The sequence below is a fragment of the Chryseobacterium sp. genome (assembly GCF_008014695.1).
Taxonomy (GTDB): domain Bacteria; phylum Bacteroidota; class Bacteroidia; order Flavobacteriales; family Weeksellaceae; genus Kaistella.
Window position 1 is genome coordinate 294,560 of the sequence record NZ_VOXE01000003.1, and the last position, 15,360, is coordinate 309,919.

Below are 15,360 nucleotides of genomic sequence, written 5' to 3' on the forward strand. Positions count from 1 at the left end.
GTCTTTATTAATAATTTGAGAAGATACTATGGATTATAAATTTTCAGAAGGTTTGAGCCAGGTGTTCAAACACAGTAAAAATGAGGCACGCAGACTGAAGAGTGAATTTCTCAACACAGAACATTTGCTTTTAGGGATTTTAAAAACAGAGAATTCTGCAAAAGAAATTCTTCAGAATCTGAATGCCGATTTATCACAGATAAAAAGAAAGATAGAAACCCTGAATGTTGCCGGATTAAATCCTTTTACTGACGATATTGCCAATATTTCATTTACAAAAATGGCTGATCAGGCAGTGAAGAGATCTGAACTCGAGTGCAGACAGTACCAAAGCTCCGAAATTAATACCGTTCATCTTCTGTTGGGGATTTTATACAAAACAGAAGATCCAACATCAAGTATTTTAGATGCTTACGACGTTGATTATGAAATGGTTTCCAAAGAGTACCATACCATGCTCAAGAATTCCGGACAGAATCCGAAAATGAGCGCGTACGACGACGATGAGGAAAGAGAGGAGTTCGGACAGATGCGTAAACCTACCGGAAATATAGGTACCGGAAAAAGCAAAACCCCAACACTGGATAATTTCGGGAGAGATTTAACTTCCCTCGCAAGAGACGGAAAACTGGATCCTGTGATTGGAAGAGAAAAGGAAATCGAAAGAGTTTCCCAGATCCTGTCAAGAAGGAAGAAAAACAATCCGCTTCTGATCGGTGAACCCGGAGTTGGTAAATCAGCGATTGCCGAAGGCCTTGCGTTGAGGATTCAGCAGAAAAAAGTTTCACGTGTTCTTTTTGGAAAGCGGGTCATTACCCTTGATCTTGCAAGTTTGGTTGCCGGAACAAAATACCGCGGCCAGTTCGAAGAAAGGATGAAAGCCATCATGACCGAACTGGAAAAAAACAGGGATGTCATTCTGTTTATCGATGAATTGCACACTATTGTTGGAGCGGGAAGTTCCACAGGAAGTCTGGATGCATCAAATATGTTCAAACCGGCACTCGCAAGAGGCGAAATTCAATGTATCGGTGCCACCACTTTAGATGAATACCGACAGTATATTGAAAAAGACGGCGCTTTGGAAAGACGTTTCCAGAAAGTAATGGTGGAACCTACAACCATCGAGGAAACTGTGTTGATCCTTAACCAGATTAAAGACAAATATGAAGACCACCATAATGTGACCTACACCGACGAAGCGATTCAGGCGTGTGTAAACCTTACGGCGAGATATATTACTGACCGGTTCTTGCCGGATAAAGCCATCGATGCGATGGATGAGGCAGGGTCAAGAGTCTACATCAAAAACATGAAGGTTCCTACGGAAATCATCGAGCATGAAAAGAAAATCGAGGAAATTAAGGAACAGAAACAGAAAGCGGTGAAAGCGCAGGATTATCTTGAAGCCCGTAAACTGAAAGATGAAGAAGAAAGGCTGCAGATTGAACTCAATCTCGCGCAGGAAACCTGGGATAAAAATGTGAAGGAGAAAAAGGAAACCGTTTCCGAAGAAAATGTAGCTGAAGTCGTTTCCATGATGAGTGGCGTTCCGGTAACCAAAGTAGGTAAAAACGAACTCGACAAACTGGCTCAGATGGATGCCAAACTCAACGGAAAAGTGATTGGTCAGGAAGATGCGGTAAAAAAGGTGGTGAAAGCCATCCAGAGAAACCGTGCCGGACTTAAGGATCCAAACCGCCCGATCGGAACATTTATTTTCCTCGGGACAACCGGTGTTGGTAAAACTGAACTTGCAAAAGTGATGGCACGCGAACTTTTTGATTCTGATGAGGCACTGATTAGAATAGACATGAGTGAATACATGGAGAAATTTGCCGTTTCAAGACTGATAGGTGCTCCTCCGGGATACGTGGGTTACGAAGAAGGAGGTCAGCTGACTGAAGCGGTACGCAGAAAACCGTACGCTGTAATTTTGCTCGATGAAATTGAAAAAGCACATCCCGATGTCTTCAATATTTTATTGCAGATTTTAGATGAAGGTCATGTTACCGACAGTTTAGGTAGGAAAATTGATTTCAGAAATACAATCATTATCCTGACTTCCAATATCGGGACAAGAGATCTGAAGGATTTCGGAGACGGAGTAGGTTTCGGCACTACTGCCAAAAAAACCACTACCGATGCTAGAGCAAGAAGTACAATTGAAAATGCGCTGAAAAAAGCCTTCGCACCGGAGTTTCTGAACAGGATTGATGATATTGTGATCTTCAACTCGCTTCAGAAGGAAGACATCAGAAAAATCATTGACCTTGAACTTTCAAAACTTTATTCAAGACTTGAAAAATTAGGCTATAAGTTAGAATTGACCGCTGAAGCCAAAGACTTCATTTCAGAGAAAGGATGGGACAAGGATTTCGGCGCGCGTCCGCTGAAACGGGCTATTCAGAAATACATCGAAGATTTGCTGGCCGAAATGCTTGTAAACAAACAGTTTTCTGCAGGCGAAACCGTATTGCTCAAAGTAAATGAGGCGAAAGACGGTTTGGAAGGAGAAACCAAGAAAGAAAAAGCGAAAGCTAAATAATATTTTAGATATTAAACAGAAACCACTGATTTTTCAGTGGTTTTTTTTATTGCCTTTCAGTGATGAAAATAAACCCTTCAGTAGTTTTTAATTTCATTCTTTCATCAAAGCTGATATATTTGCTTCATAATTCCTTGAATAATGAAAAGAAAAAGTCTCATAACGGTTTTCTGGCTCTCCTTTTTTGTGGGGATCTCTACTTTCGTATTTTTTACTGAAGAAAAAACCGCTGAAGCTCTTTTTCTGAACATTGGTGTTGCGGCACTGTACTGCATAACCTTATCGATGGGGAATTCATGGATCAACGCGCAGCTATCCAAAAAGTTTTCGTGGGTAGAGCAGACCCGGACCAGAACAATTCTCGGAATTATCGCTACAATTCTTTTGAATACATTTTTAGTTCTGCTGTGTAACTACATCAACTTGATTTTGATCCAAAAACAGGATTTCCGCGGGTTTTTCTCGGGAAATATGGGATTTATCAACTGGTTTGGGATCAATATCGCGCTCATCATATCGCTCTTCCTTCATGCTAAAAATTTCATGGAAGAGTGGAAGAAATCTACCCGGAAAGAAGTTGTGGAACAGAAACTCATTGCTACATCTGCAAATGCACAGTTCGAGAGCCTGAAAAACCAACTTGATCCACATTTTCTTTTCAATTCACTGAATGTACTCAGCTCTTTAATTGATGAAAACCCTGCTCAGGCACAGCATTTCACCGCTTCAATGTCGAAGATTTACCGGTATATCCTGGAACAGAAAGACAAGGAACTGGTTACGGTTGAAGAAGAAATCGATTTTGCAAAAACTTATTGTGAACTGTTAAAAACCAGGTTTGAAGACAGCGTGAACTTTGAGTTTAAAGTAAATGATGAGGATCTAAAATTTTTTGTCGTTCCGCTTTCCCTTCAACTGCTGCTCGAAAACTGCATTAAACACAATTATGCCACCTCGCAGAAACCTTTGAATATCATCATTTATTCAGAAAATGGTTTCCTCTTTGTCGAGAATAACCTTCAGGCACGGGAACAGGTAAAAGAAAGTGCCGGCATCGGACTGTCGAATATCGTGCAGCGTTATGCCTTACTGACCAAACAGAATGTTTTCATCGAAAAATCAGCCGTTTTTTTCAGAGTAAAAATCCCCATGTTAACCCAAAAACACCCCGCAATGATTACAAAAAACACCCCCGAAAGTCTGGCATATGAAAATGCCACAAAAAGAGTGAAAGAACTGAAAAGTTTCTATGGGAACCTAACTTCCTACTGTTTGGTTATTCCTTTTCTGGTTTTTGTAAACCTCTGGACTTCGCCGCAAAACCAGTGGTTTTGGTGGCCGATGCTGGGTTGGGGTATAGGCTTGGCTTCCCATGCATTACGGGTCTTCGGCATTGGTAAAAACTGGGAGGAAAAACAGATTCAGAGAATTTTGGACCGCGAAAACAATAAAAAATAAAAATCATGGAAAATTATACCGAAATACAGTACCAGAATGCCCGGAACAGGGTTGTGGACTTAAAAAGATTTTACAGAAAGGTCTTCGTATTTATCATTGTCATAGTGGCAGTTTCTCTTTTCAGACTCTACAGAAACGATGATTTCTCGCACAGGTCAGGTATCTCTTTTATCTTTATCATCTGGGGGATCCTCCTGGCCATAAAAGCAGTGAAACTTTTCTTCCTCAACACCGAATGGGAGAATGATATGATTAAAAAAGAACTTAAAAATCAATAGAGATGGAAACTCAAAACGAAAACAATATCAGGTATTTTGCCGCCAAAAGAAGAGTGAAGAAAATGAAAGGATTTTACATTCATGCATTGGTGTATGTTCTTGTCAATACTTTTATTATCGTCAATAATATTCGCGATGGCCATGACATGACGGACATTAATAATTACTGGACCTTAATTTTCTGGGGATTGGGACTTCTTGTGCACGGAATGAGTGTTTTTATGAGCGATTTTATTCTCGGTCACGATTGGGAAGAGCGAAAAATCCGCGAAATCATGAACAGGAAGAGATAATTTTGACGATGCCATGATACAAACAGTCATTATTGAAGACGAAAAACCGGCCGCGCGGAAACTTCAACGTTTATTGAGTCTATTTTCTGATTTACAGGTTATTGCAACGCTGCATTCGGTGGAAGAAAGCGTTGCGTGGTTTCAGAATAATCAGCATCCGGATCTTATTTTTTCCGATATTGTTTTAGGAGACGGTCTTTCTTTTGATATTTTCGAAAAAGTGCCGACAAAAAGCTTCATGATTTATACTACGGCTTTTGATCAGTACACGCTGAAAGCATTTAAACTCAACTCCATTGATTATTTACTTAAGCCAATCATGGAAAACGATCTGCAGCAGGCGATAGATAAATACCGAAGTTTTTTGCCGGCTGAAGTTCCTCCCAAACCTGGCGAAATCAAATCTTTAATTAAAGATGAAAAGCAGCGGCTGTCCCGAATTCTTGTAAAAATCGGCTACAACCTGAAGATTGTTCATGCCGATGAGGTTTCGTGTTTCTTCAGTGAAAACAAAATCGTTTATCTTCAGACGAAGGACAGAACGTATCCAACCGATTTTACTCTGGATGAACTTCAGGAAGTTCTGGATGATAAAAAATTCTTCCGGGTCAACCGCCAGTTCATCATCCATTCAGATTTTATCGAAAATATCCATACATCACCGTACTATAAAGTCAGTCTCCTTTTTCAGCCCGATGCGGAAATTTCTGTCAGCCGCGACCGTGTTAAATGTTTTAAAGACTGGCTTACCTAAATTATAAGTTAAATTCGGGATTCAGGAATAATTGAGTTTGTGGTGTAACAAATTTTAAGTTTATTTAACTAATATTTAAACAGAAAAAATGTATTCCAAACTCCTGAAATTAGAACTTAAAAGTTTTCTCAGAAATCCGCAGTTCGGAGCCAATCTGGCGATGAAAATCTTAATGGGATTTTCTTATTTCGGAATGTGTATTGTTTTTATCGCAATGTCATTCGGCCTGTATTTTTTTGCGGCTGAAGAGTTGAAGACCAATCCTGTTGAGGTTTTTTCCCGGTATTTTCTTTATTATGCCGTTTTTGATCTTGTCCTTCGGTATTTCATTCAACAGATGCCGACCCAGAATATCAAGCCTTTTCTGACGCAGAATCTTACCAAAAAGAAACTCGTTAACTATACCTTACTGAAAATCATTTTCAATTTTTTCAACTGGGGTTATCTGCTTTTCATGCTTCCGTTCTCCGGTTTACTTATTTTCCATGGACATTATTCGGTTTCCGGGGTCTTGATGTTCCTCACCGGCATCATGTTCGTCTTTTATTTCAACAACTTCCTGAACATTCTACTGAATAAACAGAATGCCGTCCTGTACAGCGTTGGGGTAGTTATCGGCGTTTTTGCATTTTTAGAATATTACGGTTACCTCCATCTTTCTTTTTTTTCAGAAAAGATCTTTTCTGCTTTTTATACTATTCCGGGCGTATTTTTGATTCCGGTTCTGCTGACGGTGGCAACAGGTTATCTGGCACATCGGAATATCCGGAAAAATTTCTATCTGGACCGCGGACTTGAACTGGAGAAAGCGGAAGGAAAAACCGAAAATATTGATTTCCTGAACAGGTTCGGAACGCTTGGATCCTTCATCAACAATGATATCCGACTTTTAAAAAGAAGCAAGGCGGCAAGATCTGCCGTCATTGCGGGAGTCATGTTTCTGTTTTACGGGTTGTTGTATTTCAGCGGAAGTGCTTACAGCACTGATTTCATGCGGGTTTTTCTTGGGATTTTCGTTACCGGTGGTTTTTTGCTGATGTTCGGACAGAGAGTTCCCGCTTGGGACAGTTCTTATTATCCGTTGATGATGACGCAGAAAGTGCCCTACAAAGATTATCTCGAGGCAAAATGGTATGTGGTGGTTCTGGCTACGGCAGTTTCAATGATTTTAGCACTAGGTTACCTGTTCATTAGCTGGGAATTTTATCTGACGATCTTTGCAGCGGGGCTGTACAATCTTGGTGTAAATTCTTACCTTACCCTTTTAGCCGGAGCTTTCAATAAGAAACCGATTGACCTGAACTCCAGCACGAAGTCCTTTAGCGGCGGCTCCAATAATTTCAATATGAAGGTATTGCTGATTATGATACCTCAAATGCTGGTTCCAATGGCGGTTTTTGCACTGGTTAAATGGGTGGCCGGCATTGAACTCTCTGTTGCAAGCTTGGGCATCCTCGGACTCACAGGATTTTTACTGAGGCACAAAATTTTCGATCAAATTGTAAAAACATACAAATCAGAAAAATATTCCACCATAGAAGCATTTAAAAAAAGTGCTTAACCCACAAAAAAAAGCGTCAAATAAATTAGAACATAAAACGATGATCAATATTCAGAATATTTCAAAAGTGTACAGCGGTAAAAAAGTGCTTGATATTGCCGGTCTTCAGATTCCAAAAGGCGAAAGTTTCGGTTTGGTCGGGAACAACGGTGCCGGAAAAACCACACTCTTCTCCCTTTTGCTGGATTTAATAGAACCCAGTTCCGGCTTCATTCAGATTGACGGTGATCAGGTGAACGAAAATGAAAACTGGAAAAATAAGGTCTCTGCATTTATTGATGAATCCTTCCTTATCGGCTATCTGACCCCGGAAGAATATTTCTATTTCATCGGGGAACTTCGTGGGCAGTCAAGACCGATGGTGAATGAATTCCTGAAACAGTTTGAAGATTTCTTCAATGGAGAAATCTTAAACGCCAAAAAGTATGTCCGTGACCTTTCCAAGGGAAACCAGAAAAAAGTAGGAATTGTTGGTGCGCTGATCGGAACGCCGGAAATTATTATTCTGGATGAACCTTTTGCAAACCTCGACCCTTCCACACAAATCAAGCTGAAAAAACTGATCAGAGTATGGTCTCAGAACGAACAGGTGACTTTCCTCATCTCAAGCCACGATCTGGCGCATACCACCGAAGTCAGCAACAGGATTGTCGTATTGAATAAAGGCGAAATCGTGAAAGATATCCAAACCAGTCCCGAAACGTTAAAAGAACTCGAAGCGTTTTTCGCCGGAGCGGCAGAAGCTTACGAGCAGTAAAGTTTTTCAAATCCAAAAAAATGAAGTTTATTCCTGTGGATAAACTTCATTTTTGTTTTGAATCTGTTCTGAAATCCCCTGATTCTTAAACCATATCTTCCGGTTTTACCCATTCATCAAACTGCTCAGCAGTTACCAGTCCAAGATTGATGGCCTCCTCTTTTAAAGTGGTCCCGTTTTTATGGGCAGTTTTGGCAATTTTCGCTGCATTTTCATAACCGATATGCGTGTTTAAAGCCGTTACTAGCATCAGTGATTTGTCAACCAGTTCTTTAATTCGCGGCATATTCGGTTCAATTCCAACTGCACAGTGATCGTTAAAGGAAATACATGCATCGCCCAAAAGCTGCGCCGACTGTAAGAAATTGTACGCCATGACCGGTTTAAAAACATTCAGTTCATAATTTCCCTGCGTTCCGGCAAAGGAGATGGTTGTGTCGTTTCCCAAAACCTGCGCGCAAACCATCGTCATCGCTTCATTTTGAGTCGGATTTACCTTTCCGGGCATAATGGAGGAGCCGGGCTCGTTTTCAGGAATCATGATTTCCCCGATTCCGCTTCGGGGTCCTGAAGCCAGCAAACGGATATCCTGAGCAATTTTGTACAGTGAAACGGCAAGCTGCTTCAGTGCGCCGTGAGATTCCACAATCGCATCGTGAGCAGCAAGGGCTTCAAATTTATTCGGAGCTGTAATGAACGGAAGTCCTGTAAATTCGGAAATATATTTCGCGACCAAAACGTCGTAGCCTTCCGGTGTGTTAAGTCCTGTTCCGACTGCGGTTCCTCCAAGGGCGATTTCCTGAAGATGTTCAAACGTGTTGGTGATGGCCTTCATCGCATAATCGAGTTGGGCAACATATCCTGAAAATTCCTGTCCTAAAGTCAATGGCGTGGCATCCATGAGGTGCGTTCGTCCAATTTTTACAATTTCTTTAAAATTCTGTGCTTTTTCGTGAAGGGTGTTTCTGAGCTGTTCCACGGCAGGTAAAGTGTGTTCCACGACTTTTTTGTAAGCGGCAATGTGCATCGCGGTTGGGTAAGTGTCGTTCGAACTCTGCGATTTGTTCACATCATCATTCGGATGAATTGCTGATTTTTCGCCTAAAATTCCGCCATTATTTATATGCGCTTTGTTTGAAATCACCTCGTTTACATTCATGTTGCTCTGCGTCCCTGAGCCGGTTTGCCAGATCACCAGCGGAAATTGGTCATTGAGTTTTCCTTCTAAAATTTCATCGCAAACTGTGGCGATCAGATCTCTTTTTTCGGCAGAGAGCACTCCCAGTTCAGCATTCGTGTAGGCTGCCGCTTTTTTAAGGTAGGCAAAAGCCTCAATAATTTCGTGAGGCATCGAAGCTTCAGGTCCGATCTTGAAGTTATTTCTGGATCGTTCAGTCTGTGCGCCCCAGAATTTATCTGCTGGAACCTGCACTTCGCCCATTGTATCGTGTTCTGTTCGGTAATTCATATGTGGTATTTAAAGATTTAAATTTACAAAAGTTATTTTTAAGTTTTCTTAAACTCTTCTTTTCCGTATTTTTGCCCCTGAAAAAATCAACTATGGAATTTCAGTACCAGGAACCTTTTCCCATTCTCAAAGACGATACCCAATACAAAAAACTTACTTCAGATTTTGTAAGAATTGAAAAATTCGGTGACCGTGAAATCCTGTCCGTGGACCCTAAAGGTTTGGAACTTCTTGCCGAAAACGCTTTGGCTGATGTTTCTTTCATGCTGCGTTCTTCCCATCTTCAGAAACTGAAAAACATCATCGATGATCCTGAAGCTACCGACAACGACCGTTTTGTAGCCTACAATCTGCTGCAGAATGCAGCTGTGGCGGTAGAAGGAGCTTTACCTTCGTGTCAGGACACCGGAACAGCGATCTGCGTGGCAAAAAAGGGGGAAAATGTATACACTGGCGCCGATGATGCCGAATGGATTTCCAAAGGAATTTACAATACTTATCAGGAAAGGAATTTAAGATATTCCCAGGTCGTGCCTTTAACAATGTTTGATGAGAAGAATTCAGGCTCCAACCTTCCGGCACAGATCGATATTTATGCAACGAAAGGAAATTACTACAAGTTCCTGTTTCTTGCAAAAGGCGGCGGTTCTGCAAACAAAACTTTTCTTTATCAGAAAACAAAATCCTTACTCAACGAAAAAGGGCTGGAAACTTTTGTGCAGGAAAGAATTATGGATCTGGGAACTGCAGCCTGTCCGCCTTACCATTTGGCGCTCGTCATTGGTGGAACTTCCGCGGAAGCGAATTTAGCGGCTGTAAAAAAAGCCAGTGCAGGTTATTACGACCACCTTCCGACCGAAGGTAATATGGGAGGGCAGGCCTTCCGCGATCTGGAATGGGAAAAACGCGTTCAGAAAATCTGTCAGGAAAGCAAAATTGGAGCACAGTTCGGCGGAAAATACCTGACTCACGATGTGCGGGTCATCCGTTTGCCGCGTCATGCGGCGAGTTGTCCGGTTGGGATGGGCGTTTCCTGTTCTGCAGACCGCAATATCAAAGGGTTTATCAGCAGCGAAGGTATTTTTCTGGAGCAACTCGAAACCAATCCGAAGCAGTTTCTGCCGGAAACCGCACCGCATCTTGAAGCCCCTGTTTCCATTGACCTGAACAAACCAATGCCTGAAATCCTCGCGGAGCTTTCAAAATATCCAATTAAAACACGTTTGAACCTGAACGGAACTTTAATCGTCGCGCGCGATATCGCGCATGCAAAAATCAAGGAACTCATCGACAGCGGAAAACCGATGCCAGAGTATTTTAAAAACCATCCAATTTATTACGCGGGACCTGCTAAAACCCCGGAAGGAATGGCTTCCGGAAGTTTCGGGCCTACAACGGCGGGAAGAATGGATGTTTATGTAGATGAATTCCAGTCTTTGGGTGGAAGCATGATTATGCTGGCAAAAGGAAACCGGAGCAAAGAAGTGACGAATGCCTGCGCAAAATACGGCGGCTTTTATTTGGGTTCAATCGGCGGACCAGCTGCAATACTGGCAAAAGAGAACATTGTTTCTGTGGAAATTGTTGATTTTGAAGAACTCGGTATGGAAGCCGTCCGCAAAATCGAGATCAGAAACTTTCCTGCTTTCATTATATCAGATGACAAGGGAAATGATTTCTTTGAAAGTATTGCACATTAAACTTGTTCACTTTTGATGATTCTTGCAAACAGTTATTTAAACTCAGTTTAAACAGCAAAATCCGGAAAATTCTTTTGCCAGCAACCAAAATTTATCCTATTTTTGCCTAAAATCTATTACAATGATGATGTTATCAGCATTTTGGCCTTTTTATCAGTTCCTTTGGACGGTGTATTTTATCTGTATGTTCCTTGTGGGGTTCTGGTGTATCTTTATGTTTTTCGGATTCGTGATTCCTTTGTGGTTAACAGAAGGTCTTGCGGAATATTTCGGGAAAACAAAACCTTTTGATCCTGAAGACGTTAGAAGAAAGCTCATGACAGAGCAGGAAGGTGTTGAACTTGTTTTCAGCAATCCTAAAGGCGACGGACCATTCCTTCACGGTCCCGACACTCACGGTCATCACTAGTTGATGTCATCGCTTTCCCACATGAATTCCGGGAAAAGCGATCACAAAGCAAAACCATATATACAAGGTCAGCTCCTAAATTTAGGAGCTGACCTTTTTAGTTGCATATTAACAGATTATTAATAATTTCCTTTTTAGGAAAATTTAATTAATATTAAAAAAAAATTCGGCATGTGTGTTATTTTAGTATTTTTGATGAAGAATCAACACTAAAACACCATGAAAAAACTTTTATTCTCTTTTCTTGTTTTCTGTTCTTTAACTTCATTTGCGCAAACGTATCAGCTACTAGGAAACCCGGTGAATATTACAGGCTGGACTTTGGTTCCTGCGGCCATTGTAAACACTGACTTTATTCAACTCACAGCTGATCAGACCAGCCAGTTCGGGGTTATTAAACTGAATGATATTATTAACCTGAAATACTGTGATAAATGGAAGGTTGAGTTCGACTTCCGCATTGACGGTAATGGTACAACAACTTACGGAAAAGGCGATGGCTTCGCCTTTTGGTATTTAGCCAACCCGCCAACTTCATTCACGCTGGGAGGTGGATTGGGAATTCCTGCTAACTCAACAGGATTTATGGTGGGTTTCGACATCTTTAATAATACCACTGAAGGTCAGATGAGTAAGGTGCATGTACTCTATGGTGTAAACAATACCGCAGGAAATAATATTGAATATAACAATATCGCCGGAAGCACTTTTCACAGTGCGGATCTTTTTCCAACTATTCCATTTCAAAACGCGTCCTATAGACATGTTGAAGTAAACGGACAAACTGATCCTGCTAATCCTGCCAACTGGATTGTTACGGTAAAAATTGACAATACTGTCGTCGTAAATCAGTCTTTCGCTCCTTCCGGAGCAGCGGCAACTATGCCTGGTGGTTATTTTGGTTTTTCAGCATCTACTGGAGCGGCAAGCGCAAGACATTCTATAAAAAACGTAAAAGTATATGTTGATAAAGTGCCTCTTCTTCAGACAAACATTACTCCGAATGCACCATGCCCGGATCCTGTTACAGGTATTTCTACCGTAAACCTCACTACTTTCAACCCTCAATTAACAAGTAATCCGGCTAATTACAATTTCACTTATTATATTCAGGGAAATCCTACCCCAATCACCACTCCCACAAACTTTCAGTACACGGGAACTGCGGTTATTTCTGTACTGATTGAAGACCCCACCAACGCCTTTTGTGACAATCCGGATGCTACGATCAATCTGATACCGGGAAATATTCCTAAAACGGATGTGACGCTTTCTGGATGTAATGTAAATGGTACCGGTACTTTTAATCTCACAACTGCAAATGTAACTACAGTTACAACTGCGACAAAAAAATATTTTCCTACCCTTGCCGATCTTGCGGCTGGTACAAATGAAATCACCAATCCAGCTGCTTATCAGTCTGCGGGCGGTATCGTGTATGTAAAAATTACAAGCCAGAACTGTTCAGCTATTGCAAAAATCACCCTTGCTTTTTTCCCGATACCGGTAGTGAATGATGCAGGTTTAAGTGCATGTTTTATTATGGGTAGTGAGACTTCGGCTATTTTTGATCTTACGTCAGCAAATGTAACGGCGCAGTCTCCGGTTACAAAAAAATATTATCCTTCACTTACAGATGCACAAAACGGCACCAATCAAATTAACAGTCCAGCTACGTTTACTTCTCCAACCGGTGTTGTGTACGTTAGGGTAATTAATTCAAGTGGGTGTTACGCGATTGCAAAAATCACTTTAACGGTTATACCTCCAAAAAAATCAAATGTTCTAACAGATAAAATTATTTGTATTGATGAACTTACTGTTTTAGATGCAGGTCCCGGATTTACATCTTATCAATGGAGTACTGGTGCCACAACACCGTCTATTCAAAACGTAAGTGTTGGAAGCTATTGGGTGGATTTAAAAACAAACAACTGCATTACACGACAGTTCGTCAATGTGATGAAAGCGGGAGACATCGTAATTACGGGAGTAACAATTAATAACAGTTCGGCAACGGTCAATGTTTCCGGCGGTAAGGCTCCTTATCAGTATTCGGTCGACGGGGTTACATGGCAATCATCAAGTTTTTTCACAGGACTTTCGAGGGGAGAACACACCTTCTATGTTAAAGATTTTTACAACTGTGAGCCGGTAGAGGTTACTGTTACAGTTCCGAACCTGATTAATGTTATTACACCTGACGGTAACGGAATGAATGACGCATTAAACTACAGTGCACTTTCTTATAAAAAGAACCTTAAAATGGAAATATTTGACCGCTACGGTAATAAAGTGATGAGTTCAGATGCCAAAAGCGGTTACGGCTGGGATGGAACAATGCAGGGAAAAAAAGTATACACCGGAACATACTGGTACCACATTTTTTGGAATGAACCGGCCTCCCCTAATGTCCTTGTAGAATATACCGGCTGGGTACTTGTAAAAAACAGAGAATAAAGATAATCCCGTTCATCATAATGAACGGGATTTTTATTGAGTTCTCTAAAAAAAATCCTATAGTAAGCAATATCTATAAATCCATTCAGGAATTGACAGATATTTAACATCAGACTTTTTCCGTATCTTTGCCCCCACAAAATTCTTTCAATGTCAAAGTCACTTATTCCTAAACTCGAAGCCATAAAACAGCGCTACAACGAAGTTGCAGACCTTATTATTCAGCCTGATATCATCAATGATCAGAAAAAATATTCCTCTCTGAATAAAGAATACAGCGACCTCGGGAAAATTGTTACCGTTTTTGATAAATACAAACAGGCTTTGAATACCATCGAAGAATCCGACGAAATTATCGCCGACGGTTCCGATAAAGATTTTGTGGAACTCGCGAAGATTGAAAAGAACGAAGCCATCGAGAAGATTCCGGGACTGGAAGATGAACTGAAAGTTCTGCTGATTCCCAAAGATCCCACCGATGACAAAAACGTTATTGTAGAACTCAGGGCTGGAACAGGTGGCGATGAAGCCGCGATTTTTGTAGAGGACGTTTACCGTGCTTATGCGATGTATTTTAAATCAAAAGGCTGGAAACATGAAATTACCGATTCCAGCGAAGCTTCAAAAGGATATAAGGAACTGATCCTGAAAGTGGAAGGCGGCGATGGGGTGTATGGGATTATGAAATTTGAATCGGGCGTTCACCGTGTTCAGCGTGTGCCCGAAACCGAATCGCAGGGACGCGTGCATACTTCCGCCATTACGGTAGCAGTACTTCCGGAAGCGGAGGAAGTGGATTTTGAACTCAATCCTGCAGATATCGAAATGCAGACTTCCCGTTCTGGCGGTGCAGGTGGACAGAATGTAAATAAAGTGGAAACAAAAGTACAGTTAACCCACAAGCCTTCCGGAATGGTAGTGGTGTGTCAGCAGGCACGTTCCCAGTTAGCCAACCGCGAACTCGCCATGGAAATGCTTCGGACAAAATTATACGACATCGAATTACAAAAGGCAGTGGGTGACGTAGCCGCCCAAAGAAAATCAATGGTTTCGACTGGTGACCGTTCTGCAAAGATTAAAACGTATAATTATTCTCAGGGAAGAGTTACCGACCACCGGATAAATAAATCCATGTATAATCTGGATGCCTATATGAATGGAGATCTTCAGGAAATGATTGATGCCGTAATTATGGCCGAAAACGCAGAAAAAATGAAAGGCGAGGAAGAAAATTACTGATTATTGCCAAACATATCTTATATTTGCAAACATTTAAATAATATATTATGAAAAAATCAATCTTTTTAGCTGCAGCGTTTGCAGTTTTAACATTAGCTTCTTGTAAGAAGAAAGAAACAGTAGAGAATACCAATGCAGATACAGCAGTTGTTGTAACTGATTCCAGCGCTATGATGATGGATTCTACTGCAATGAGTACACCAGCTGATTCTGTTTCTACAGTAATGCCTGCTGATTCAGTAAAATAATCGCAGCACTGAAAAATTCATAAACGGGTATATGCCCGTTTTTTTATGTCAATACGGCAGAAATGTTTGGTTTGTGGAAGTCATAATGGGAAACGTTTGCTCACAGCACTTGTAATTTAAAACAAACAATGCTCAGCAAAGGATCATTATAACTCAAGAACGAAGTCGTTCCTGTCAATGTTAAAAT

General features: G+C 41.1%; 13 protein-coding genes. 12 read left to right on the forward strand and 1 reads right to left on the reverse strand.

Annotated elements, in window-relative coordinates; translation table 11 throughout:
- Nucleotides 1-28 precede the first annotated feature (28 nt).
- From FUA25_RS09240 to FUA25_RS09270, 7 genes are all read left to right on the forward strand, one after another.
- A complete protein-coding gene (locus tag FUA25_RS09240) occupies nt 29-2,548 on the forward strand; it encodes an ATP-dependent Clp protease ATP-binding subunit (RefSeq protein WP_147756624.1) in 2,520 nt (839 codons plus the stop codon).
- Nucleotides 2,549-2,689: 141 nt separating this feature from the next.
- Entirely contained in the window at nt 2,690-4,006 is a 1,317-nt protein-coding gene (locus FUA25_RS09245) for a 2TM domain-containing protein (protein ID WP_147756625.1), read from the forward strand.
- Between the two features lie 5 nt (nt 4,007-4,011).
- Complete coding sequence (locus FUA25_RS09250; protein WP_147756626.1) at nt 4,012-4,284, forward strand: 2TM domain-containing protein; 273 nt, start codon at nt 4,012-4,014, stop codon at nt 4,282-4,284.
- 2 nt (nt 4,285-4,286) lie between these two features.
- Nucleotides 4,287-4,577 carry a 2TM domain-containing protein gene (locus FUA25_RS09255; protein ID WP_147756627.1) on the forward strand — a complete coding sequence of 97 codons (291 nt, stop codon included), beginning with the start codon at nt 4,287-4,289 and terminating at the stop codon, nt 4,575-4,577.
- Nucleotides 4,578-4,590: 13 nt separating this feature from the next.
- On the forward strand, nt 4,591-5,331 hold the full coding sequence (locus FUA25_RS09260; RefSeq protein WP_147756628.1) for a LytR/AlgR family response regulator transcription factor: 741 nt from the start codon (nt 4,591-4,593) through the stop codon (nt 5,329-5,331).
- An 88-nt stretch (nt 5,332-5,419) separates the two neighbouring features.
- On the forward strand, nt 5,420-6,892 hold the full coding sequence (locus FUA25_RS09265; protein ID WP_147756629.1) for a DUF5687 family protein: 1,473 nt from the start codon (nt 5,420-5,422) through the stop codon (nt 6,890-6,892).
- Between the two features lie 40 nt (nt 6,893-6,932).
- On the forward strand, nt 6,933-7,649 hold the full coding sequence (locus tag FUA25_RS09270) for an ABC transporter ATP-binding protein (RefSeq protein WP_147756630.1): 717 nt from the start codon (nt 6,933-6,935) through the stop codon (nt 7,647-7,649).
- Between the two features lie 85 nt (nt 7,650-7,734).
- Here the strand turns inward: FUA25_RS09270 and fumC are convergent, their stop codons facing one another.
- On the reverse strand, nt 7,735-9,117 hold the full coding sequence (gene fumC / locus FUA25_RS09275; protein ID WP_147756631.1) for a class II fumarate hydratase: 1,383 nt from the start codon (nt 9,115-9,117) through the stop codon (nt 7,735-7,737).
- A 92-nt stretch (nt 9,118-9,209) separates the two neighbouring features.
- On the opposite strand from fumC, the gene FUA25_RS09280 reads away from it, so the two are divergent.
- From FUA25_RS09280 to FUA25_RS09300, 5 genes are all read left to right on the forward strand, one after another.
- Nucleotides 9,210-10,817: a fumarate hydratase gene (locus FUA25_RS09280; RefSeq protein ID WP_147756632.1), complete on the forward strand. Its 1,608-nt coding sequence runs from the start codon at nt 9,210-9,212 to the stop codon at nt 10,815-10,817.
- 124 nt (nt 10,818-10,941) lie between these two features.
- Nucleotides 10,942-11,226: a hypothetical protein gene (locus tag FUA25_RS09285; protein ID WP_185146694.1), complete on the forward strand. Its 285-nt coding sequence runs from the start codon at nt 10,942-10,944 to the stop codon at nt 11,224-11,226.
- 219 nt (nt 11,227-11,445) lie between these two features.
- Nucleotides 11,446-13,686, forward strand: a complete 2,241-nt coding sequence (locus FUA25_RS09290) for a T9SS type B sorting domain-containing protein (RefSeq protein WP_147756634.1) — start codon at nt 11,446-11,448, stop codon at nt 13,684-13,686.
- 150 nt (nt 13,687-13,836) lie between these two features.
- The gene (gene prfA, locus FUA25_RS09295) at nt 13,837-14,925 is read left to right on the forward strand and encodes a peptide chain release factor 1 (RefSeq protein WP_147756635.1); all 1,089 of its coding nucleotides are present in this window, start codon (nt 13,837-13,839) and stop codon (nt 14,923-14,925) included.
- Nucleotides 14,926-14,972: 47 nt separating this feature from the next.
- On the forward strand, nt 14,973-15,173 hold the full coding sequence (locus tag FUA25_RS09300; protein WP_147756636.1) for a hypothetical protein: 201 nt from the start codon (nt 14,973-14,975) through the stop codon (nt 15,171-15,173).
- Nucleotides 15,174-15,360 lie beyond the last annotated feature (187 nt).

Excerpts from the sequence above, each read along its gene's own strand:
- FUA25_RS09240 (WP_147756624.1), top strand. The coding sequence starts at position 29 with ATGGATTATAAATTTTCAGAAGGTTTGAGCCAGGTGTTCAAACACAGT.
- FUA25_RS09245 (WP_147756625.1), top strand. The coding sequence starts at position 2,690 with ATGAAAAGAAAAAGTCTCATAACGGTTTTCTGGCTCTCCTTTTTTGTG.
- FUA25_RS09250 (WP_147756626.1), top strand. The coding sequence starts at position 4,012 with ATGGAAAATTATACCGAAATACAGTACCAGAATGCCCGGAACAGGGTT.
- FUA25_RS09255 (WP_147756627.1), top strand. The coding sequence starts at position 4,287 with ATGGAAACTCAAAACGAAAACAATATCAGGTATTTTGCCGCCAAAAGA.
- FUA25_RS09260 (WP_147756628.1), top strand. The coding sequence starts at position 4,591 with ATGATACAAACAGTCATTATTGAAGACGAAAAACCGGCCGCGCGGAAA.
- FUA25_RS09265 (WP_147756629.1), top strand. The coding sequence starts at position 5,420 with ATGTATTCCAAACTCCTGAAATTAGAACTTAAAAGTTTTCTCAGAAAT.
- FUA25_RS09270 (WP_147756630.1), top strand. The coding sequence starts at position 6,933 with ATGATCAATATTCAGAATATTTCAAAAGTGTACAGCGGTAAAAAAGTG.
- fumC (WP_147756631.1), bottom strand. The coding sequence starts at position 9,117 with ATGAATTACCGAACAGAACACGATACAATGGGCGAAGTGCAGGTTCCA.
- FUA25_RS09280 (WP_147756632.1), top strand. The coding sequence starts at position 9,210 with ATGGAATTTCAGTACCAGGAACCTTTTCCCATTCTCAAAGACGATACC.
- FUA25_RS09285 (WP_185146694.1), top strand. The coding sequence starts at position 10,942 with ATGATGTTATCAGCATTTTGGCCTTTTTATCAGTTCCTTTGGACGGTG.
- FUA25_RS09290 (WP_147756634.1), top strand. The coding sequence starts at position 11,446 with ATGAAAAAACTTTTATTCTCTTTTCTTGTTTTCTGTTCTTTAACTTCA.
- prfA (WP_147756635.1), top strand. The coding sequence starts at position 13,837 with ATGTCAAAGTCACTTATTCCTAAACTCGAAGCCATAAAACAGCGCTAC.
- FUA25_RS09300 (WP_147756636.1), top strand. The coding sequence starts at position 14,973 with ATGAAAAAATCAATCTTTTTAGCTGCAGCGTTTGCAGTTTTAACATTA.